A 19968-nucleotide genomic window follows, 5' to 3' on the forward strand; every position below is an offset into this window, starting at 1 on the left:
GGGTTTCCTGGGAGTTCAGAGTATTTCAATCGCGAGGGCATGGACGCCCCGGTCAATGAAAACTTGGAGCGCATCATACACAAGGCGATGACGCGCCAAACGGGCTTTTCCTGTAAACAAAGGTGAAGCAATCCGCACCCGGAAATGGGTGCCGGCGCCGGTGCCGTCAGCGCCCGCATGCCCGGCATGCGCAGCGCTTTCGTCCAGCACTTCGAGCTGGCTGGGGGCCAGGAGTTCCCGCAGCCGCTGCGTCATCTGCGCGGCCGTGACGCCGGTGCTCATCGGTCGCCGGCCTCGCCGGGCTGCTCATCGGTCTTGATGTATTTGCCCAGGTACAGGGCCTGGCCGACCACGAACACGGCCATCAGCCCCAAACCGCCAAACAGCTTGAAATTGACCCAGGTGTTGGTGTCGAAGTTGAAGGCCACCCACAGGTTCACCACGCCCATCACGGCAAAAAAGGCCGTCCAGCTCCAGTTCATGACGCGCCAGGCGGCGTCGGGCAGTTCCATCTGGGCCCCCATCAGCGCCTTGAGCAGGTTCTTGCGGAACAGCAGCTGGCCCACCAGCAGCGCACCGCCCATGAGCCAGTACAGCACCGTGGGCTTCCATTTGATGAAGGTCTCGTTGTGCGAAATGATGGTGGCGCCACCAAACAGCACGATCACGCCCAGGCTGATCCACTGCATGGGTTCGACCTTGCCCGTCTTGTAGCGCAGCCAGCTGATCTGGGCGATGGTCGCGACGATGGCCACGCCCGTGGCCACGTAGATGTCGGCGAACTTGAACGCGACAAAGAACAGGATGATGGGAAAAAAGTCGAGCAGCAGCTTCATGCGGGGGTCAGTTCGAGGAGTCCACGGGGTTGAAGTCTAGCGAGGCCGAGTTCATGCAGTAGCGCAGGCCGGTGGGCGCAGGGCCGTCCTCGAACACGTGGCCCAGGTGGGCACCGCAGTCGGCACAGTGCACCTCGGTGCGCTTCATCCACAGCATGCGGTCGGTCTTGGTTTCGACGGCATCGGGCGTCAGCGGCTGGAAATAGCTGGGCCAGCCGGTGCCCGAGTCGAACTTCGTGGCCGAATCAAACAGCGGCTTGCCGCAGCAGATGCAGGCGTAAACGCCCTGGGCCTTGTTGTCGGCCCATTTGCCGGTGAAGGCCCGCTCGGTGGCTTCGTGGCGGGTCACGTCAAAGGCCATGGGCTCGGCGCCCTTGCTGGCCAGCAGGGCTTTCCATTCGTCGTCGGATTTCTGGATCTTGGGGGGCATCTTGGTTCCTTCAGGATGAACAGCTGATCTCGATGGTGGCGGCCCAGTCGGGCGGGAATCCGGCATGGTCCTCGTGCGCGGGATGCTCGTCAAATGGGGCCTGCAGCAACGTGAGCAAGGTTTGGACGCCGGAAAAGTCCTTTAGTTTCGCCTGCCGGATGGCCTGCTCACCCAGGTGGTTGCGCAAAACGTATTTGGGGTTGGTTTTGAGCATCAAATCGCCCGGGAGTCCAGGCGGGGCAGCCTTCAGGCGCTCTGAATACTGTAGCAGCCAGGCGTCCAGCGCCGCCCGGTCCGCGAACAGGTCGCGCACCGGCTCGGCCGAACCGCCCGCCACATGCGCGCTCAGGCGGCGCCAGAAGATGGTGTAGTCCACCCGCCCCGCCGCCAGCAGCTTGAGGATGGACTCGATCAATCCCCGGTCGCCCTCGCGCGCCTCGGCCAGGCCCAGCTTGGCCCGCATGCGGGCCTCGAAGGCCTGGGGATAGGCTGCCTTGAAGGGCTCGAGCGCGGCCAGCGCCAGGTCCTGCTCGCCGATCAGGGGCAGCAGGGCCTGGCCCAGGCAGAACAGGTTCCAGTAGGCGATGTTGGGTTGCTTGTTGTAGGCGTAGCGGCCGCCCGGATCGCTGTGGTTGCAGATGTGGCCGGGGTCGAAGCCGTCCAGGAACTGGAACGGCCCGTAATCGATGGTCAGGCCCAGGATGCTCATGTTGTCGGTATTCATCACGCCGTGGCAAAAGCCCACGGCCTGCCACTGGGCCACCATGGCCGCCGTGCGCGCGCTCACGGCCTCCAGCAGCGCCGCGTAGGGGTTGCCGGCCAGGCGGTCGCTGTCGCGGCACTCGGGGTAGAACTGGTCGATCACATGGTCGGCCAGGGTCTTGAGCGGCCCCAGCTGGTCGCGCGCGGCAAAGTGTTCAAAGTGCCCGAAGCGGATGAAGCTGGGCGCCACCCGCGTGACCACGGCGGCTGTTTCCATTTCCTCACGGGCCACGGGCGCGTCGGACCCCGTCACGCACAGCGCCCGCGTGGTGGGAATGCCCAGCCCGTGCATCGCCTCGCTGCACAGGAATTCGCGGATGCTTGACCGCAGCACGGCGCGCCCGTCGCCCATGCGGGAGTAGGGCGTGAGGCCGCTGCCCTTGAGCTGGATTTCCTGCGGGCCGAGCGCGGTCAGCGCTTCGCCCAGCAGGATGGCGCGGCCGTCGCCCAGCTGGCCGGCCCAGACGCCGAACTGGTGGCCGCTGTAGACGCTGGCCAGCGGGTCGGCGCCGGCCAGCGCCAGATTGCCCGTGAAAGCCGCAACGCCCTGCTGGCTGGCCAGCAGCCCGGAATCCAGCCCGAGCACCGCGGCCAGCGGCCGGTTGAGCCCCACCAACTCCGGCGAGGGCAGGGGAGTCGGGAGCAGCCTGGTGTAGAACTCCGGCCCCAGCCTGGCAAAGCTGTTGCGCCACTCCAGTTGCAGATCCAGTTGCCGGGCAGGCGTTTTGATGGCTTGGTCCATGCGGCATTGTCCCTGTTCGGGAGTACACGCGTTCCGCGGCACTGCGAATTCCGTGGCCGGCCAGTCAAAAAAGCAATTTGATACAACTAATCTGCGATACCGGAAGCACAGGCGTCGCATCCCCGCGGCCCCGAGCTTCATGCCACGCGAGACCTGGCGCGTTTCTGACCGCCTCGCCGCCATGGCTATCGGCTGGCGATGAGACAGGCTTAAGAAAATCACCCATCTCATGGCCAACATTCTTCAGTAAATTCCGCAAGGGGCATCGCACGATGGGTGTCATGCGATGCATGCTGGAGTCTTGCGCGACGAATCTGGCGCAGGATAATGAAGTCACCAAGCATGGAAGTGGTTATGTCGGGCAGTGCATATTCGTCTGCGTTCAGGTGCGGCGGTGCGGTGGATACATCGGCGGCACGGCTTTGCCTGCATCAAGCCACCCACGAACTGCACCAGCTCCGTGCGGGGGAGCGTGCCGCGCCTGACGACCTGGTTCTGCATCACCTTCGTGGTCCGGGCGAGATCGACACCATCCGTTTCCTGCGCGGGCATATCGACCTGACGCACAGCGCGAGCGACCCGCACTTCGCAACCGACGAAAAAAAAGAGATGAAGTAGGCGTGGTGGTCGCCTTCGAACTCGATGGGGAGTTGGTGGGCACCATTCGCGCCGTTCCAATGGGGAAGGGATTGACCTTGGTCGAAAAATTGCGGGCGCAAGCTGGCGTCGAGAGCGGCGACACGCATGCGCGGGGCTGGGAGATGGGGCGTCTGGCCATCAATCCGGACTACCGCGGCGGTCCGGAATCACTGAGGGGGTTCCTGTATCTGTCGCTGTCCTACCTGCATCGCATTTCAGCGGTGGACAACCTGCATGCGACCTGCACCCCGGTGCTTTCAAGGTTGTACCGCCGCTTTGGGTTTGCGGTGGTGGCCAGGGATGTTCCGTTGCTTGGCACCTCCAAGACCTACACGCTTATTCACGGTTATTTCAATCACGTCATTGGTGAATTGGCCAGGGGAGAAGAGGCGCCCCGGATGGGGGCCGCTCTGACGACCAGCCGATTTGACACAATCGCCAACCAGGGAGCATTTACATGACAGCCTCTTTCGTTCACACCTTGCGGGAAACAGTCGACGCCGAGTGGGCGAAGATCAAGAAGGGCACCTTCTGGCGCCGTGTGATGGGCGAGCCGGTGCCCATGGCGCTCTACCGCGACCTGATGCTTCAGGTCTACCACTACTCGCGCCACAACTCGATGAACCAGGCGGTCGCGGCCTTCCAGCCGGCGCCTGAGGGATTGCTCAAGTTCGTTTACCGGCATGCGGCGGAAGAGCTGGGCCACGAGCGCATGGTGATCCATGACCTCAAGAGCATCGGAATGCTCGATGAGGCCGACCTGCGCAAGGATCCGTTGCCTGCCACCGAGGCGCTCATTGGCTACCTGTACGCTGTCGCCCTGCGCTATGGCGCGGTGGCCCGGCTGGGTTACAGCTTCTGGGCTGAAGGTGTCTATGGCCACATCGCCGAGCCCTTTGGCAAGATCAGCAGGGACTTGCAGCTGACCAGCAAGAACCTCACTTTCTTCGGTTCCCATGCCCAGGCTGACGAGGCGCACATCCAGCAGGTGACGGAGGCGATCGAGAACTTTGCAGTCAAACCGGAAGACCAGGCCCTGGTGCTGAAGGTGGCGCGCACGACCTTGTTCCTCACCGGCCAGTTGATCGAACAGGTGGCCGACATGCATCCTTCTGGCGCCACGAAGCCATGAACCCGTTGCGCGGGTTTTTCGCGCATTTCTCCGCCTACCACTCCCACGGCCGGCCAATCATCCAGTACAGCGGGATGATTGGCATGGTCGCGTTCCCCTTGTTTTATCTGCTGCGGTTCACCAAGGCGGACGTCCCGTTCAATGATGCCGGTTTGCGCGTGATCGCCATGCTGCTGTGCTCCGGGCTGGCGCTGCGCAGCCAATGGCCGCAGTGGCTGCGACGGTACTTCTTCGCGTATGCGTACGTCACCTTCATCTACTGCATGCCGTTTTTTTTCGTCTTCACTTCGCTGGTCAACGGCGGGGGCACCGTGGGCGTGGCCAACACGCTGATGGCCGCGTTCTTCCTGGTTCTGCTTTCCGATTGGCGCAACAGTGTCGTCATGCTGGTGGTTGGCTGTGGCATGGCCGTCGGGCTTTACATGACGGTGACACCGGACCCGCAGTTCCCGCGTGACTATATCGGCCGGCTTCCGATACTGGTGCTCGTGGTCGTGGGCGGCAGCGCTTTCAAGCTGGCCCAGAAGCAGGCGGAGGCGGAGAAGATCAAGCGTACCTACACCGCAATGGCCGGTTCCATCGCGCACGAGATGCGCAACCCTCTCAGCCAGATCAGGCACAGCCTGGACAGCATGCAGCGCGCGCTGCCCCTGCCCACCACCGAGATGCAGGCGCAAACCATCTCAGGGGTGGAGGTGGATGCGCTCTACCGTCACCTGGCGCAAAGCGCAATGGCCGTCAAGCGCGGCCTGCAGGTCATCTCGATGACGCTGGACGAGGTGAATGAGAAGCCGATCGACGCCTCCGCGTTCTCCTACATCTCCGCGGCCGAGGCCACCGACAAGGCGGTGCGCGAATACGGCTACGAGGACGACGCCGACCGCGCCCGGGTGCGGATGCACGTACTGGAAGACTTCAATTTCCGCGGCGGGGAGACGGCCTACCTCTTCGTGCTTTTCAACCTGATGCGCAATGCGCTCTACTATGCCGCGCTCAATGCTCAGGGGCTGGTCACCGTGACGGTCAAGCGCCAGCAGGTGGTGGTGCACGACAACGGACCCGGCATCGCGCCAGACCTGCTCGCCAGGTTGTTCGAGCCGTTCGCCTCATCCGGAAAGTCGGGGGGCACCGGGCTGGGCCTGGTGTATTGCCGGCGGGTGATGACGGCGTTTGGCGGGCGAATTGAATGCGAGACCGTCCTGGGCCAGTACACCCAGTTCACCCTGCATTTCCCGGAGGTGACCGCCACCGAGACCGAGGCCCACTGGATGGCGGTGCTGGCCCGTGCGCGCGAGGTGCTCGCGGGAAAGCGCATTCTGGTGGTCGACGACGATGCCGCGCAGCGCCTGACCACTCGCCACAAGCTGCTGCCACTGACAGCGGCCATCGACGAGGCGCCGGATGGTCAGCGTGCCGTGGAGATGCTGTCCCGCGAACGCTATGACCTGGTGCTGCTGGACCTGAACATGCCGCTGCTTGACGGCTACGCGGTGGCCAGGAAACTGCGTCACGGCCAGATTCCCGCGAGCCGCGAGGCGCGCATCGTGGCCTACACCAGCGAGCCGGCCCACCTGGCCAGCGTGAAGACGCACAAGGCCGGCATGGATGGCTTCATCAGCAAGCCCTGCGCCCAGCTGCAATTGGTGCAGTCCTTGCAATACGTGATGGAGCATCAGCCAGCGGCGGTGGCGCCGGGCGCCGAGCATCTGGCTGGCCGGCGCATCCTGGTCGCAGATGACAGCCCGGTCAACCGCAAGGCGGTGACGGCGTGGCTGCGCCATGCCGGCGCTGCCGTGAGCGAGGTTGCCCACGGCCAGGCGGTGCTGGACCGGCTGGGTCAGGGCGGTCAATGGGATGCGGTGGTGATGGATGTGCGGATGCCCGGGATGAGCGGCCTTGATGCGGCCCGCGCCATCCGGGCCAGCGGCCAGCCGTGGAACGGCCTACCCATTGTGGCGCTGACTGCGGGCTCGGGTGCACCGGCCATGGAGGCGGCGCGTTCGGCCGGCTTCGACCGCTTTCTCACCAAGCCCCTGGAGGTGGGCGCCCTGTATGACGCGCTGGGTGACCTGATCGGCGGCAGGCCGCCGGGCGCCGCCACGGCACCGCTGGCCGAGGAAGCGACTGAAGCCGGGCCGCTGCTGGACCTTCAGCGCCTGGAAGGTTATCGTCGCATCGGCATGCTGGAAGAACTCCTGGGCGACTATGTGGCCGAACTCGGCCGCCTCGCCGACAGCCTGCATGAGAGTGTGGCGCGCCAGGATCTGCGGGCCAGCATCGAGACCATGCATTCGCTGCTGGGCATCAGCGGTGAGGCCGGCGCGGGCGCGCTTTACCGTCTGGTGCGGCGCCTCTATGTGCCGATGGTGGAGGAACGCAGCCTGCCTTCGGTCCCTGGTTGGGAAGCCCAGGTTCATGCGCTGGCGCAGCAGACGCAGGCTGCGCTGCGCGCCTATGGCACCCACCCATCTCCCGTCCAGACAGGCTGAACTGTCCTTCCTATGCCGCCACCCAACACTTTCACCGAAGCCAGCCACATCCTGTTCGTCGACGACGAGCCGCTTTCGCGCAAGGCATTCGCGCTGAGGTTCGGCCAGGAGTTTCCGGTGGTCACCGCCGCGAGCGTGGGTGAGGCGCTGGACGTGCTGGCCGAACGAGGTCATGAATTCGCGGTGCTGGTGACCGACTACCGCATGCCCGAGCGCGATGGCATGAAGCTGCTGCGCACCGTGCTGCGTGACTACCGCCATCTTGTGCGGCTGCTGGCAACGGCCTATGCCGAGAAGGATGTGGCGATTGCAGCGGTCAATGACGGCAAGGTGTTCCGCATTCTGGAAAAACCGCTGGACGACGCGTTGACCCGCGAGGCGTTGCGCGAGGCCGTGGCTCTGCATCACGCCCAGGCATTGGAGCGGGCCATGAACGAGGGCCGGGTATCGGCGTTGCGCGAAACGCTGGGCTTTCTGGCCCACGAACTCAACACCCCGCTGGCCACGGTGCGTGGCTGCGTGAACACGGTTGCCGCGCGCCACCGTCCGCCGGAGCCCGGCGCACCGGCTGGCCTGGCGCAGTTCACCGAACACTCACCAGGAGAGCTGATTGCAGCCCTTGAGCGGGCGGAGCGCCGGGCGCTGTACTGCCAGTCACTGGTATCGACTTTCGTCCAGTCGGCGCGCGACGCTTACCCGGGTGCCGCCGCCCAGTCGGTGAATGGCGCGGGCCTGGTGGGCGCCTTGCTGGACGAGTTTCCCTTCGAGGAGAACGAGCGCTCCTGGGTCAGCAGCCAGACGATCGAGGATTTCCGGCTTCCGGGCCGGCGGGATCTGCTGTACCTGGTGTTGTGCACGCTGACCAAGAATGCGCTGTTGGCACTGCGCACCGTGCAGGAGCCGGCATTGCGGGTCACCGTGGGTGTTGACCCGGCGGATGGCGGGGCGGGGGAGGCGAAGCGGGCCTGGATCCGTTTTTCCGACAATGGCCCCGGGATCCCGCCGCAGGTGCTGGCCAAACTGACGCGCGAGCCGGTCACCACTCGAGCGGCCAGTGGCGGCAATGGCATGGGCTTGATGTTCTGCCAGCGCGTGATGCAGTCCATTGGCGGTCTGATCGAGATTGCTTCCACGCAAGGGGAAGGCACGGTGGTGACACTCTACTTCCGTCCGGCCAGCTAGCGCAGGCCATCACTGCGGCACGGGGTGGCCGGAACCGGTGGCCGCGCTCGCAGGGCGGCGGCGCGGGGTCAAGGCCGGGTGCCCGCCCGTTCGGCCAGAGCGGCTTCATCCGCGATGCCGATACGCCCAAACTCCAGTGAAACCAGGCCCTGCGCCTCGAACTGCTTGAGCACCCGGTTCACCGTCTGGCGTGACAGGCCCACCAGATTCGCCAGCTCTTCCTGCGACAGCCGCAGCTTGCGCAAGCCCGGCCAGAACAGCCGCCCCAGGTACAGCGCCACGCGCTGCTCGGGCGAGCGGATGCGTTCAGCCTCGATCATGGCCATGGCCTGGCCCAGCCGCAGGTTCAGGTGGGCGACCAGCAACTGGTTGAACGCCAGGCTGGTGGCGCGCAGCTCGTCGAACTCGGCGCGCGGCAGGCACAGCAGCTCGCTGTCGCGCAGGGCGATCACGTCGTAGCGACGCGGCTCGTTCTTGAGGGCCGACCCTTCGCCAAACCAGTCGCCGGCCTGCGCGCCGAGGAACACCGACAGGCGCCCCTGGGCTGACTGGCTCTGCAGCGTGACCAGGCCAGCCGTGACGGCGTACCAGCCCTTGACCGGTTCACCGGCGTGCAGCATCACCTCGCCCTTGCGGCCTGCGCGTAGCGACACCCGCGCTTCGATGCGCGCCTGCATGTCCGCGGGCAACTGGGTGAACCAGGGCTGGCGAGCCAGGAACTGGGCGGCGGGGCGGCTGTGATCGGCAAACATGGCGCGATTGTCGGTCAGCGCGAGCACGATTGGCCGCGCAAAGTCATCGATGTGGCGGGTTCGGATAGCAGCCCCTGAAATCTCCAACCGTACATTTTTTTGGCGGGTTGTCCCGCAAAAAAACAGAACTTGAACCGCAAGACGCCATGGAGACAAAACATGAACTTTCGCCATCTGCGACGGCTGGTCGCCACTTTGCTCGCTTCACTGGGCCTGCTGGCCGGCCTGCCCGCCTCGGCGGGCCAGTGGGCCTTTGACCTCTACGCCAACATCTGGGGGGCCCGCGAGTACCAGACCTGGCTGCCCTCAGGCTACCGCGCCGGCACGCCATTGCCCATGGTGCTGGTGCTGCACGGCTGCGTGACCGATCCCAACAGCACCGCGCTGGTCAGCCGCTTCAACGAACTGGCCGACCGTGAAAACTTCATCGTGGTCTACCCGCGCCAGAACGTGACCTCCAACCCGTCGCGCTGCTGGAACTTCATGCTCCCGGTCAACCAGGCCCGCGGCAGCGGGGAACCTTCCATTCTCATGGGGATCGTCAACCGTGTGAAGAGCCGCTACAGCGTGGACAACGCCCGGGTCTACGTCACCGGCATTTCCGCGGGTGGCGCCATGACGTCCACGCTGGCCGCGTGCTATTCGGAAGTATTCGCGGCGGCGGCCGTGCATTCGGGCGGCATGTACAAGGGCGGGGTGGGGCTGGTGACCTCGGCCGAATCCCTGCTTCTGGGCAGCCCCTACGACCCCGACGTGCGCGGCCGCGACGCCTGGAAATGCGCGGGCTCGCCACGCCGCCTCATGCCCATGCTGGTTTTCCACGGCACGTCCGACCTGGTGGTGAATCCCCTCAATGGGGACCAGACGGTGCAGCAGTTCGTGCAGACCAACGACCTGGGCGATGACGGACAGGACAACGACAGCGCGCGTTACCTGGCCACCAGCATCACTCGCCACAGCGCGCCGGTGCCGGGTGGCAGGAGCTACACCGTGGCCACCTTCCATAGCAGCGCAGGCGTGGTCGTGGCCCAGAAGTACACCGTGGAGGGCATGAACCACGCCTGGAGCGGTGGCCCGCCGGTGCTGCCTTTCAGCGACGAGCGCGGCCCGGACGCCACCGGCATCAGCTGGGACTTCTTCAAGAACTACAGGCGTTGACCATGAAGTTGCTCATGGCCCTGGCTGCCGGACTGGCCGCCTGCGCGATGATCTACTGGTACCAGACCGGGCGCCGCCAGATCGTCGTGGCGCCAGCGCCACCGATGGCCGCGGCGGCATCCGCCGCACCACAGCCGTCGCAGCCCGGCGCCACGGCAGTGACGGCGCCGGCCCTGGCGCAGACCGGGCGTCCCCGGATCCTGAAGCGGCCGGACGGAGCCGAGCGCAACACGGTATTCAGGGTGGATCCGGCCGGCAACCTGATCGTGGATGAGGCGGTGGAGCAGCGGCTCGCGGCCCTGGTGGCCAGGCTGCCGCCCCAGCACAGCCTGACGGAACTGGAGCGCATCGAGGGCACGGTGACCGAAGGACTCGCCGAGCCGCAGGCTTCCGCGGCCCTGCGACTGCTGCACCACTATCTGCTCTACAGCCGCGCCGAAACCTGGCTGCTGACCCGCCCGCGCGCGACCGAGGACGTGGCGACTGCGCAGGACCTGTTCGACCGCGTGGTGGCCTTGCGCCGCGAGCACCTGGGCCCCGCCGTGGCCGATGCCTTTTATGCGGCCGAAGAGGCCCGGACCCGCGCCACGCTGCTGGCCCTGCGTGCCCCAACCCAGGCCATGGGCGGGCGCCCTTCAGCCAACCCATGAGCCGATTCCTTTTCACAGAACGAGGAGATGAACATGAATTTTCCGATGCGGGCCCTGCGACTCATGGCCTTGATGCTGGGTCTTGCCGCCAGCGGACAGGCACTGGCCGCCTACAACCAGAGCCTGACACGCACGCTCGATGCCGGGCAGATCTACGGCCGCGCCGATGCCAGCAACACCCAGGCGTTCCTCGGCATTCCCTTTGCCCAGCCACCCGTGGGGGCCCTGCGCTGGCGCGCGCCACAGCCACCCGTCCCATGGGCTGGCGCGCGCGCGGCCACCAGCCTCCCGCCCATGTGCGCGCAGGTGGGCAGCTTCTTCGGTGAGCCGGACCCTGCCACGTTCGGGCAGCCCGTGGGAAATGAAGACTGCCTGTACCTGAACGTCTGGCGACCCAACTCAAGCGCTGACAACCTGCCGGTTTTTTTCTGGATCCACGGCGGCAGCAATGTCAAGGGATCGGCGCGCGAACCGCTGTACAACGGAGCCTACCTTGCCAGCAAGGCCAACATGGTGGTGGTCACGGTGCAGTACCGGCTGGGCATGCTCGGCTTCCTGAATCACCCGTCGCTCAAGACCGGTGATGCGCGTGACGACTCAGGCAACTACGCAACGCTGGACCTCATCCGTGGGCTCGACTGGGTGCGTGCGAACGCGCGGGCCTTCGGTGGCAACCCTGACCTTGTGACGGTGGCAGGGCAATCGGCTGGCTGCATCAATACCTGGGGCCTGTTGCAGTCGCCGCTGGCTGCGGGCAAGTTCCAGCGCGCGCTGTGCATGTCGGGTATTCCCAACGGTTACCCCGCGGCGGTGGGCGCGCTGGCCGCCGAGTCTCTGGTGGACAACCTGCTGGTGGACAGCGGCCGTGCCTCCACGCTGGCCCAGGCGGCAGCCCAGCGGCTGGCCATGAACCATGCCCAGGTTCGGGACCTGTTGCGTGGTGCCACGGCCGCGCAAGTGATGAAGTTCACGCCCAGTCCCATCGTGCCCGGTCACTTCACCGACGGCACCGTGATCCGGTCTGGCGGCCTGGTGGACCTGGTTGCCGGCAACTACAACCACGTTCCACTGATCATCGGCACCACCCATGACGAAGGTTCCTACTTCGCCTATTCTTTCGGCATGGGCAGACCCAGTGCCGCGCAGTACTGGCAGTTTGCCAACTACGCGCCAGCCGGATCAGTGTCGTTCAACGACCTGATCAAACCCGAGTTCCAGCCGATCTACAAGCCCACGCACGAAGTCATCACCTACGCGCTGGACCTGACCATTGACAACACGCTGCGCCTGCTGCGCCTGACCAGCGGGCCCAACCGGCTGTACCGCTACAACTTCAACTGGGACGACACGCCCGCGCCGTGGAAGGACACTTTCGGCGCCTTCCATGGCATTGACGTGGCATTGCTGTTCGGCAACTACGTGACCGCCGAGCCCAATTTCATGCACTTCGCCTGGGACGCGGGCAACAGCGCCAGCCGCCAGGCGCTCTCGGACCGCTTTATCCGGCACGTGGCGACCTTTGCAAGGACGGGCAGCCCGAGCCAGCTGTTCGACGGGCAGACGTTCTGGAACGACTGGACCAACTACACCTGCAACATCTGTGGCTACGTCAAGCGCATGGTGTTCGACAACAGCTCCCGCATGTCGGCGGACGACTATCTGCTGTTCTGGCCTCGCTACCAGTTGCTGTCGCAGCAGCAGAAGGATTTCGTGCATGGCGTGATTGACTTTGGCGCCTTGCCCGCCAACGTGGACCCGTTGCGCGACGGGCTGCACTGAACACCGCGCGATGGTGTGGCAGGCGGTTCAGGCGCCCGCCGTCAGCGGCGAGGCTCTGAGCTGCTGACGGTACTGCCCCGGGGGCAGACCGAACCAGCGCCTGCAGGCGCGAAAAAAATTGCTCTGGTCCACAAAGCCCAGCAGGTCTGCGATCTGGGCCAGCGAATGGCGGTCATCGGCGAGGTACTTGCGGGCCAGCTCGCGGCGGGCTTCGTCCAGCAACTGCTGGTAAGACGTTTTCTCGGCATGGAGGCGGCGCTGCAGGGTGCGGTCGGTCAGGGCCAGGCTGGCGGCAATGTCCTCCCGCCGCGGCTCACCCGTGTGCAGCCTTCGCACAATTTCCCCGGTGACCCGGTAACTGGTGCTGACATTGCCCAGGCTGACCAGGCGCTCATTCATGACCCGCTCGTGCAGGGCCAGCAACGGCGCGTTGCGTGATGGCATGGGAGCATCCAGATCTTCGCTGGCCAGCAGGATGCGCGTGGCGGGCTGATCGAATCGGAGCGGGCATTCAAATGCCGCTTCGTAGGGGGCCATCTGCGCCGGCACGGGAAAGATGAAGTCGGCACGCAGGGCGGGGAGCTCGCGCCGCGCGAGCCAGCGACACAGGGTCAGCAAGGTGAGCAGGCCGTACTCCTGGCGCTGGCGCGGGACGCGGCGGGTGTTGCCCATGTGGCCCAGCACCAGCCAGCATTCGCCCCCCTCGGGCATCAGCTGGAAGGTGGCGGCGTCGGAAATCAACGCGAGGTAACGCGCGAGATTCTCCAGGGCCGCGCGCAGGCTGGAGCAGGCCAGCATGGCATAACCCACCACATCGAAATTGACATAGCGGGCCGAGAGGTCGCGGCTCATGCCCAGCGCGGGGTTGCCCGACCACGCAACTGCCAGTTCCCAGAGCTGCGACACCTTCTCGGCGGTGAAGCGTGCGTCGGGGTCGTCCAGTTGCCGCATGTCCAGCTGCGCGGCGCGGAACAGGCGTGGCACATCGATGCCCTGTGAAGCAAACATCTCGGCCACGCCCTTGACCCAGGTGGATGAACTGGTGCGCTCCATGTCAGGAATGGTGTTGTGAAGTCATTGGATTGGCTGCATTGCGATACCGGTGAAACAGCGCTTGCTGCCTAGAATTTTTCTGTCGATTCACACACCTGATTCGACGGCAATTCGAAATGATTTCGCGGGCCGGCGCAAGCTGCTATTTACCCGTAACAGGAGACTGATCATGAGTTTGAAGAACAGGCTTTGGCCTGCGGCCGCGCTGTGCGCGGGCGCTTTGCTGGCGGCATGCGGCGGGTCCGATGGGCCGGAGTTCAGAACCACGGTTTATGGCAAGGTGCAGGGCACCAACGATGCCTTGGGCAGTGGCACGTATTCGTGGAAAGGCCTGCCATTTGCCAAGCCCCCCATCGGTGCCCTGCGGTGGAAGGCCCCGGTGGCGCCCGACAACTGGAGCGGCACGCGCACGGCACAGGCCTTTGGCCAGGCGTGCCTCCAGAACGGCCGCATCTACGGGCCAGGCGCCCACAACACCTATGACGCAAGCATCGCGGCCACGCTCAACACGCCGGTGGGCAGCGAGGATTGCCTGACCCTCAATATCTGGCGGCCCGCGGGCGACGCCAAGGACCTTCCGGTGATCGTGTTTGTCTATGGCGGCAGCAACATCTCCGGCTACACCGCTGATCCGGTTTACGACGGTGCCGCGCTGGCCAAGGCAACCAATGCCGTGGTAGTCACGACCAATTACCGTCTCGGCGTGCTGGGCTTCATGAACCTGCCGCAGCTCAAAACCGGTGGTGGCCCGGAGGACTCGGGCAACTTTGCGCTGCTGGACATCCTTCAGGCGCTCGGGTTCGTCAGGGACAATATTGCCAGCTTTGGCGGCAACCCGGGCAATGTGACGCTCATGGGGCAATCGGCGGGCGCCATCAATACCTGGGCACTTCTGGCGAGCCCTCTTGGCGCGGGCCTGTTTCACAAGGTGATTCCTCTGAGCGGTGGCATTTCCCTCGCGTCGAACCTTCCCGCCGGTACCTTGCCCACATTGAATCCGGCGGCGGCCTACCTGGCGCAAGGCAATGCCCTGCTGGTCCGGCTGGCGATCGCCGATGGCAAGGCCACCGACACGGCATCGGCGCAGGCTTGGGTGGCGGGCCAGTCCCCGACGCAGATCGCCGACTACCTGCGCAGCAAGGACGCGCAGACGATACTGACAACCGTGCTCGCCGCGGGTCTGACAGGCTCTGGCCCCATCCCGGATGGCACGGTGCTGCCCGCCGATCCCATCGGCGCCATTGCCGCGGGCAACTACAACAAGGTCCCTGTCCTCGCGGGCAATACAGCCGAGGAGGGCAAACTGTTTGCGCCGTTCCTGACGCTGTTTGGCGGGCCGCCCGGCTTCAAGGTGAGCGACGCCACACGCTTTGCCATGATGGCGGACTTCAACCCCAATGCGCCTGCCACGCTGACCGAGGCGGACGTCCTGGATCCCGCCTATGTGCCGTCGCAGGCGCCAGTCACAGGCTGGAACGCGAAGACTGCTCTGCTCGGCGCGGCGTTCACGACGCCCAGCCGCAACAACGTGCTGAACACGCTCAAAACCCGCCAGCAGAATGTCTGGTACTACCAGTTTGACTGGGCGCAGGAACCCGCGCCCTGGAACACGCTGTATGGCGCCGCCCATGCTTTCGACCTGCCCTTCATCTTCGGCAATTTCGGACCCTCGGTGTTCTCGAATGCCACCAACAGCGAGGCCAACAAGGGCGGGCGCCTTGCCCTGTCGGCCGCCATGATGGCAAGCATCGGTGCCTTTGCGCGCACGGGTGATCCCAACCATGCGGCCTTGGGTGTCAGCTGGGCGCCCTGGCCTGCGAGCCTGTCGTTTGATGCCAGCCTGGCCCAGGCCCGTATCACCGCTAGATAAGTCAGCCGGGTCCGATCTGTCGGCGCGACGACATGTGTTGCCCACCTGTCGCCGCCCGGGCAGACTCGCGCTCGTCCTTCAAGCAAGCCCCGAATGAAGTGATGGAGACAAGCATGAAAAGATATCTGGAACGTTGGGTCTGGCTGCTGCTGGCCATGACGCTCGGAGCGCACGGCGCCACGGCCACGGAAGCCGGCGTGGCCGATCGCGAGATCGTGGTGGGGCAATCCCTGGCCCTCACCGGCCCCCTGGCCGAACTGGCGCCCGACATCGTCAACGGCACGCAGGCCTACTTTGACGGCGTGAACGCCAAAGGGGGCATCCACGGCCGGCGGGTGCGGATGGTGACGCGCGATGACGGCTATGTGGCGGCCAACACGGTCAAGGTGGTTGGCCAGATGATCGACGAAGACAAGGTCTTCGCGCTCATGAACATGACGGGCACATCCAATGTGGCGGCGGTGCTGCCGCTGCTTGAAAAAGAGAAGCCAGCGGTGCCCTTGATCGCGCCGTTCACGGGCGCCACGCTGATCCGGGAACCCGTGATCAACCATGTCTTCAACATCCGCGCCAGCTACGCGGACGAAACCGAGAAGCTGGTCCAGCACCTCACCACGATTGGCGTGGGGCGCATCTCGGTTCTGTGGATCAACAACGGCTTTGGCAAGGACGGGCTTGACGGCGTTCACAAGGCCATGGCCAAACGCGGGCTCAAGGTGTATTCCAGCGCCCCGATCGAGCCGGACGCCTCCGACACCGACAAGGCCGTGGCGGCCCTGCATGACACGCGGCCCGAGGTGATCATCATGATCACCACCGGGCGCGCAACGGTGGACTTCATCAAGGCCTACAACAAGGTCCGCAAGGGCATGCGCTTTTACACGCTGTCGGTGATGGGAACCCAGGCCACCCTGCGCGCGCTCGGAGCCGACGGGGTAGGGGTCGTGGTGACCTCCGTGGTGCCTTTTCCGTGGAGCTACGGCAATCCGGCCGCGCGCGAATACCGTGCCGCCATGCAGAAGTCCGGCTTCCACAACATTTCGTTCCTGGGGTTCGAGGCCTACCTCAATGCCCGGGTATTCGCCGAGGGCTTGAGGCGCGCCGGCCGGGAACTCACCCGCACGCGCTTCATCGCGGCACTGGAGGACATGAAGCGCGTGGACCTGGGCGGGTTCGAAGTCGGTTTCGGCAAGGACGCCCGCCAGGGTTCGCGGCATGTCGAACTCGTCATCATCGGCGCGGGACAGAAATTCACGCGTTAGCCAGAGGGGGCGCTGTCGCATGGGCGAAACCCTGCTTTCCAAACCACGCCGCCACAGACTAGGATAAGGACCCGAAACACATGCCTCAAGGAGTAGTACCCATGCTGGGTTTGATGCAAAGCCAACCGCTGCTGATTTCTTCTTTGATCGATTTCGCCGAACGCCACCATGGCGATGCCGAGATCGTGTCCCGCCGCGTGGAGGGCGATCTGCATCGCTATACCTACCGGGACGTGGCCGCCCGGTCGCGCCAGGTCGCCAATGCGCTTGATGGGTTGAAGCTCGGGTTCAGCGACCGCGTGGCCACGCTGGCCTGGAACGGCTACCGGCACCTGGAGCTTTACTTTGGCGTGAGCGGCTCGGGACGGGTGCTGCACACCGTCAATCCGCGGCTGCACCCCGACCAGATCGCCTGGATCGCCAACCACGCGGAAGACCAGGTCATGTGCTTTGACCTCACGTTTCTGCCGATCATCCAGGCCGTGCACGGCAAATGCACCACCATCAAGCACTGGATCGCGATGTGCGATGCCGACAAGCTGCCAGCCGACAGCGGCGTTCCCAACCTGATGAGCTACGAGACCTGGATGGGTTCCCAGCCGGTCACCTATGCCTGGCCGGTGTTTGACGAGAATTCGGCCTCGAGCATGTGCTACACCAGCGGCACCACGGGCAACCCCAAGGCGGCCCTGTACAGCCACCGCTCCACCATCCTGCACGCCTACGCGGCGGCCCTGCCGGACGTGATGTGCCTCAGTGCCCGCGACGCGGTGCTGCCCGTGGTGCCCATGTTCCACGTCAACGCCTGGGGCATTCCCTATTCGGCCGCGCTGACCGGCGCCAAGCTGGTGTTTCCCGGCCCGGCACTCGATGGCAAGTCGGTGTACGAACTCATCGAGGCCGAGAAGGTCAGCTATGCGGCCGGCGTGCCCACGGTCTGGCAGATGCTGCTGGGCCACATGAAGCCTGCGAACCTGCGCTTTTCCACGCTCAAGCGCACGGTCATCGGCGGCTCGGCCTGCCCGCCGGCCATGATCACCGCCTTCAATGACGACTATGGGGTGGAAGTGCTGCACGCCTGGGGCATGACCGAGATGAGCCCGCTGGGCACGCTGTGCACGCTCAAGAACAAGCACCTTGAAATGTCGGCCGAGGAAAAAATGAAGGTCCGGCTCAAGCAGGGACGGGCCATCTACGGGGTCGACATGAAGATCGTCGGCGACGACGGCCAGGAACTGCCATGGGATGGCAAGGCCTTTGGTGACCTGTACGTCAAGGGGCCGTGGATCGTGCGCGAATATTTCAAGGGCGAGGGCGGCGACCCGCTGGTGGACGGCTGGTTCCCCACGGGCGACGTCGCCACCATTGACCCTGACGGCTACATGCAGATTACCGACCGCAGCAAGGACGTGATCAAGTCCGGTGGCGAGTGGATCAGCTCCATCGACATCGAGAACATCGCCGTGGCGCACCCGGCCGTGGCCATGGCCGCCTGCATTGGCGTGCCCCACCCCAAGTGGGACGAGCGCCCCATCGTGGCCATCGTCAAGAGGCCCGGCATGGAAGTGACGCGCGAGGAACTGCTCGCCTTCTACCAGGGCAAGACCGTGGCCAAGTGGCAGTTGCCCGACGACATCGTGTTCGTGGACGCCATCCCGCTGGGCGCGACCGGCAAGATCCTCAAGACCCGGCTGCGGGAAATACTGAAGGATTACAAGCTGCCTGCCGCATGACAGGTTCATGACCCTTGTGCCGTTGTGGTGCACGCCGATCCCCATTTGCCCGCAGTGCGGAACGCAGGTGGGCGGCGAGTGTCCACACTGTCACCTGGGCGATAGAAAAGCCCCTGCTTAGGGGCAATCCCTGAGCGCTGCACTGCACAAAAACTTGTACTCTGCGCGCTGTCAGTCAACCAAGGAGACACCCAATGAAATTTGCCCTCAAAACCGTCGTCGCGTCCGCCATCATGGTGGCCGCAGGCGTGTCTTATGCCCAGAAGGGCGAGACCGTCAAGATCGCCTTCATGGACCCGCTGTCGGGCCCGTTCGCCAATGTGGGCCAGAACCAGCTCAAGAGCTGGCAGTTTGTGGCTGACCATTTCTCGGGCGCCAAGAACCCCGCGGGCGTGAAGTTCGAAGTCGTCGGCTTTGACAACAAGGGCTCTCCCCAGGAAAGCCTGAACACGCTGAAGGCCGCCATTGACCAGGGCTTTCGCTATGTGACCCAGGGCAACGGCTCGGGCGCCGCCGCGGCCATTCTTGATGCGGTGGAAAAGCACAACTCGCGCAACCCCGGCAAGGAAGTGGTTTATCTGAACTACGCCGCCGTGGACCCGGCGCTGACCAACGAGAAGTGCGACTACTGGCACTTCCGCCTGGACGCCGACACCACCATGAAGATGGAAGCGCTGACCTCCTTCATGAAGGACCAGCCCAAGGTCAAGAAGGTCTACATCATTGGCCAGAACTACTCGCACGGCCACCAGGTTGCCAAGTACTTCAAGGAAGGCATCGCACGCAAGCGCCCCGACGTGCAGATCGTTGGTGAAGACCTGCACCCCATTGGCCAGGTCAAGGACTTCTCGCCCTACGTGGCCAAGATCAAACAGTCGGGCGCCGATGCCATCGTGACCGGCAACTGGGGCCAGGATCTGACGCTGCTGGTGAAGGCCCTGGGCGACGCCGGCCTCAAGATTCCGATGTACACCTACTACGCCGGTGTGACCGGTACGCCCACGGCCCTGGCCGCCGCCGGCGCCGACGAGGTCTACGTGATCGCCTACGGCCACGCCAACCATGGGGGCGAGCTGGGCCAGATGGGCGCCGAGTTCAAGAAGAAGTTCAACGACGACTACTACACCTTCGCCACCTACAACGGCATCAACCTGCTGGGCGCCGCCATGGCCAAGGCCCACTCGACCAACCCGGTCGCCGTGGCCAAGGCCATGGAAGGCCTGACGGTCAAGAGCTTTGCCGGCGACGTGACCATGCGCGCCTCCGACCACCAGCTGCAGCAGTCCATGTTCGTGACCAAGTGGCAGAAAGCCGACAAGAAGTACCCCTACAGCGTGGAAAACACGGGCTACACCTTCGCCCCCATCAAGCAGATGGAGCCCTATGTGGCCAGCACGCCGACCAGCTGCCAGATGAAGCGTCCGGGCTGAGCCGGCCGGATTTCCTGACGCCGGAGGACAGGCCGGGATAGCGCTCGCCATCCCGGCCTTTTTGTTGCC

The 19968-nt window shown here is 64.8% G+C and carries 18 protein-coding genes; 12 read left to right on the forward strand and 6 right to left on the reverse strand.

The genetic code is table 11. The features are described from left to right. Positions 1–15: 15 nt before the first annotated feature. From KF796_12730 to KF796_12745, 4 genes are read right to left on the reverse strand one after another with little or no spacing between them, the layout of a single operon-like run. A complete protein-coding gene (locus tag KF796_12730; protein ID MBX3587497.1) occupies positions 16–282 on the reverse strand; it encodes a BolA family transcriptional regulator in 267 nt (88 codons plus the stop codon). Continuing rightward, positions 279–836: a septation protein A gene (locus KF796_12735; GenBank protein ID MBX3587498.1), complete on the reverse strand. Its 558-nt coding sequence runs from the start codon at positions 834–836 to the stop codon at positions 279–281. Before KF796_12735 ends, KF796_12730 begins: the two co-directional genes overlap by 4 nt. 7 nt (positions 837–843) lie before the next feature. Next, on the reverse strand, positions 844–1266 hold the full coding sequence (gene msrB, locus KF796_12740; GenBank protein MBX3587499.1) for a peptide-methionine (R)-S-oxide reductase MsrB: 423 nt from the start codon (positions 1264–1266) through the stop codon (positions 844–846). A gap of 10 nt (positions 1267–1276) precedes the next feature. Next, positions 1277–2770, reverse strand: coding sequence for a YdiU family protein (locus tag KF796_12745; GenBank protein ID MBX3587500.1), 1494 nt, complete (start codon positions 2768–2770; stop codon positions 1277–1279). Positions 2771–3112: 342 nt separating this feature from the next. Between KF796_12745 and KF796_12750 the strand changes: the two genes are divergently transcribed. The 5 genes from KF796_12750 to KF796_12770 are packed head-to-tail and all read left to right on the forward strand — an operon-like array spanning position 3113 to position 8212. Next, the gene (locus KF796_12750) at positions 3113–3388 is read left to right on the forward strand and encodes a hypothetical protein (GenBank protein ID MBX3587501.1); all 276 of its coding nucleotides are present in this window, start codon (positions 3113–3115) and stop codon (positions 3386–3388) included. A 2-nt stretch (positions 3389–3390) separates the two neighbouring features. Then, complete coding sequence (locus tag KF796_12755; protein MBX3587502.1) at positions 3391–3870, forward strand: N-acetyltransferase; 480 nt, start codon at positions 3391–3393, stop codon at positions 3868–3870. Then, positions 3867–4541: an iron-containing redox enzyme family protein gene (locus tag KF796_12760; GenBank protein MBX3587503.1), complete on the forward strand. Its 675-nt coding sequence runs from the start codon at positions 3867–3869 to the stop codon at positions 4539–4541. Before KF796_12755 ends, KF796_12760 begins: the two co-directional genes overlap by 4 nt. Then, a complete protein-coding gene (locus KF796_12765; GenBank protein ID MBX3587504.1) occupies positions 4538–7030 on the forward strand; it encodes a response regulator in 2493 nt (830 codons plus the stop codon). The genes KF796_12760 and KF796_12765 overlap by 4 nt, the downstream gene beginning before the upstream one ends. 12 nt (positions 7031–7042) lie before the next feature. After that, a complete protein-coding gene (locus KF796_12770; protein MBX3587505.1) occupies positions 7043–8212 on the forward strand; it encodes a hybrid sensor histidine kinase/response regulator in 1170 nt (389 codons plus the stop codon). 68 nt (positions 8213–8280) lie between these two features. On the opposite strand, the gene KF796_12775 is transcribed toward KF796_12770, so the two are convergent. Next, on the reverse strand, positions 8281–8964 hold the full coding sequence (locus KF796_12775) for a Crp/Fnr family transcriptional regulator (protein ID MBX3587506.1): 684 nt from the start codon (positions 8962–8964) through the stop codon (positions 8281–8283). 159 nt (positions 8965–9123) lie between these two features. Here KF796_12775 and KF796_12780 point away from each other — a divergent pair, with 159 nt between their 5' ends. From KF796_12780 to KF796_12790, 3 genes are read left to right on the forward strand one after another with little or no spacing between them, the layout of a single operon-like run. After that, entirely contained in the window at positions 9124–10122 is a 999-nt protein-coding gene (locus tag KF796_12780) for a PHB depolymerase family esterase (GenBank protein MBX3587507.1), read from the forward strand. 2 nt (positions 10123–10124) lie between these two features. Next, positions 10125–10772 (forward strand): hypothetical protein, encoded by a 648-nt coding sequence (locus tag KF796_12785; GenBank protein MBX3587508.1) that lies wholly within the window; start codon positions 10125–10127, stop codon positions 10770–10772. A 33-nt stretch (positions 10773–10805) separates the two neighbouring features. Continuing rightward, complete coding sequence (locus KF796_12790; GenBank protein ID MBX3587509.1) at positions 10806–12551, forward strand: carboxylesterase family protein; 1746 nt, start codon at positions 10806–10808, stop codon at positions 12549–12551. 27 nt (positions 12552–12578) lie between these two features. Here the strand turns inward: KF796_12790 and KF796_12795 are convergent, their stop codons facing one another. Continuing rightward, positions 12579–13559, reverse strand: coding sequence for an AraC family transcriptional regulator (locus tag KF796_12795; protein MBX3587510.1), 981 nt, complete (start codon positions 13557–13559; stop codon positions 12579–12581). 214 nt (positions 13560–13773) lie between these two features. On the opposite strand from KF796_12795, the gene KF796_12800 reads away from it, so the two are divergent. The 4 genes from KF796_12800 (at position 13774) to KF796_12815 (ending at position 19899) form a co-directional block, all read left to right on the forward strand. Beyond that, positions 13774–15474 (forward strand): carboxylesterase family protein, encoded by a 1701-nt coding sequence (locus KF796_12800; protein MBX3587511.1) that lies wholly within the window; start codon positions 13774–13776, stop codon positions 15472–15474. Between the two features lie 113 nt (positions 15475–15587). Further along, positions 15588–16736 (forward strand): ABC transporter substrate-binding protein, encoded by a 1149-nt coding sequence (locus tag KF796_12805; GenBank protein MBX3587512.1) that lies wholly within the window; start codon positions 15588–15590, stop codon positions 16734–16736. A 101-nt stretch (positions 16737–16837) separates the two neighbouring features. Beyond that, positions 16838–18469: a fatty-acid--CoA ligase gene (locus KF796_12810; protein MBX3587513.1), complete on the forward strand. Its 1632-nt coding sequence runs from the start codon at positions 16838–16840 to the stop codon at positions 18467–18469. A gap of 194 nt (positions 18470–18663) precedes the next feature. Continuing rightward, complete coding sequence (locus KF796_12815) at positions 18664–19899, forward strand: branched-chain amino acid ABC transporter substrate-binding protein (GenBank protein ID MBX3587514.1); 1236 nt, start codon at positions 18664–18666, stop codon at positions 19897–19899. Positions 19900–19968: the final 69 nt, after the last annotated feature.

This window comes from Ramlibacter sp. (genome assembly GCA_019635435.1).
GTDB lineage: Bacteria > Pseudomonadota > Gammaproteobacteria > Burkholderiales > Burkholderiaceae_C > JAHBZM01.

What these genes read in the sequence shown, in the direction of transcription:
- KF796_12730 (MBX3587497.1), bottom strand. Translation starts at nt 282, where the DNA reads ATGAGCACCGGCGTCACGGCCGCGCAGATGACGCAGCGGCTGCGGGAA.
- KF796_12735 (MBX3587498.1), bottom strand. Translation starts at nt 836, where the DNA reads ATGAAGCTGCTGCTCGACTTTTTTCCCATCATCCTGTTCTTTGTCGCG.
- msrB (MBX3587499.1), bottom strand. Translation starts at nt 1,266, where the DNA reads ATGCCCCCCAAGATCCAGAAATCCGACGACGAATGGAAAGCCCTGCTG.
- KF796_12745 (MBX3587500.1), bottom strand. Translation starts at nt 2,770, where the DNA reads ATGGACCAAGCCATCAAAACGCCTGCCCGGCAACTGGATCTGCAACTG.
- KF796_12750 (MBX3587501.1), top strand. Translation starts at nt 3,113, where the DNA reads ATGGAAGTGGTTATGTCGGGCAGTGCATATTCGTCTGCGTTCAGGTGC.
- KF796_12760 (MBX3587503.1), top strand. Translation starts at nt 3,867, where the DNA reads ATGACAGCCTCTTTCGTTCACACCTTGCGGGAAACAGTCGACGCCGAG.
- KF796_12765 (MBX3587504.1), top strand. Translation starts at nt 4,538, where the DNA reads ATGAACCCGTTGCGCGGGTTTTTCGCGCATTTCTCCGCCTACCACTCC.
- KF796_12770 (MBX3587505.1), top strand. Translation starts at nt 7,043, where the DNA reads ATGCCGCCACCCAACACTTTCACCGAAGCCAGCCACATCCTGTTCGTC.
- KF796_12775 (MBX3587506.1), bottom strand. Translation starts at nt 8,964, where the DNA reads ATGTTTGCCGATCACAGCCGCCCCGCCGCCCAGTTCCTGGCTCGCCAG.
- KF796_12780 (MBX3587507.1), top strand. Translation starts at nt 9,124, where the DNA reads ATGAACTTTCGCCATCTGCGACGGCTGGTCGCCACTTTGCTCGCTTCA.
- KF796_12785 (MBX3587508.1), top strand. Translation starts at nt 10,125, where the DNA reads ATGAAGTTGCTCATGGCCCTGGCTGCCGGACTGGCCGCCTGCGCGATG.
- KF796_12790 (MBX3587509.1), top strand. Translation starts at nt 10,806, where the DNA reads ATGAATTTTCCGATGCGGGCCCTGCGACTCATGGCCTTGATGCTGGGT.
- KF796_12795 (MBX3587510.1), bottom strand. Translation starts at nt 13,559, where the DNA reads ATGTTTGCTTCACAGGGCATCGATGTGCCACGCCTGTTCCGCGCCGCG.
- KF796_12800 (MBX3587511.1), top strand. Translation starts at nt 13,774, where the DNA reads ATGAGTTTGAAGAACAGGCTTTGGCCTGCGGCCGCGCTGTGCGCGGGC.
- KF796_12805 (MBX3587512.1), top strand. Translation starts at nt 15,588, where the DNA reads ATGAAAAGATATCTGGAACGTTGGGTCTGGCTGCTGCTGGCCATGACG.
- KF796_12810 (MBX3587513.1), top strand. Translation starts at nt 16,838, where the DNA reads ATGCTGGGTTTGATGCAAAGCCAACCGCTGCTGATTTCTTCTTTGATC.
- KF796_12815 (MBX3587514.1), top strand. Translation starts at nt 18,664, where the DNA reads ATGAAATTTGCCCTCAAAACCGTCGTCGCGTCCGCCATCATGGTGGCC.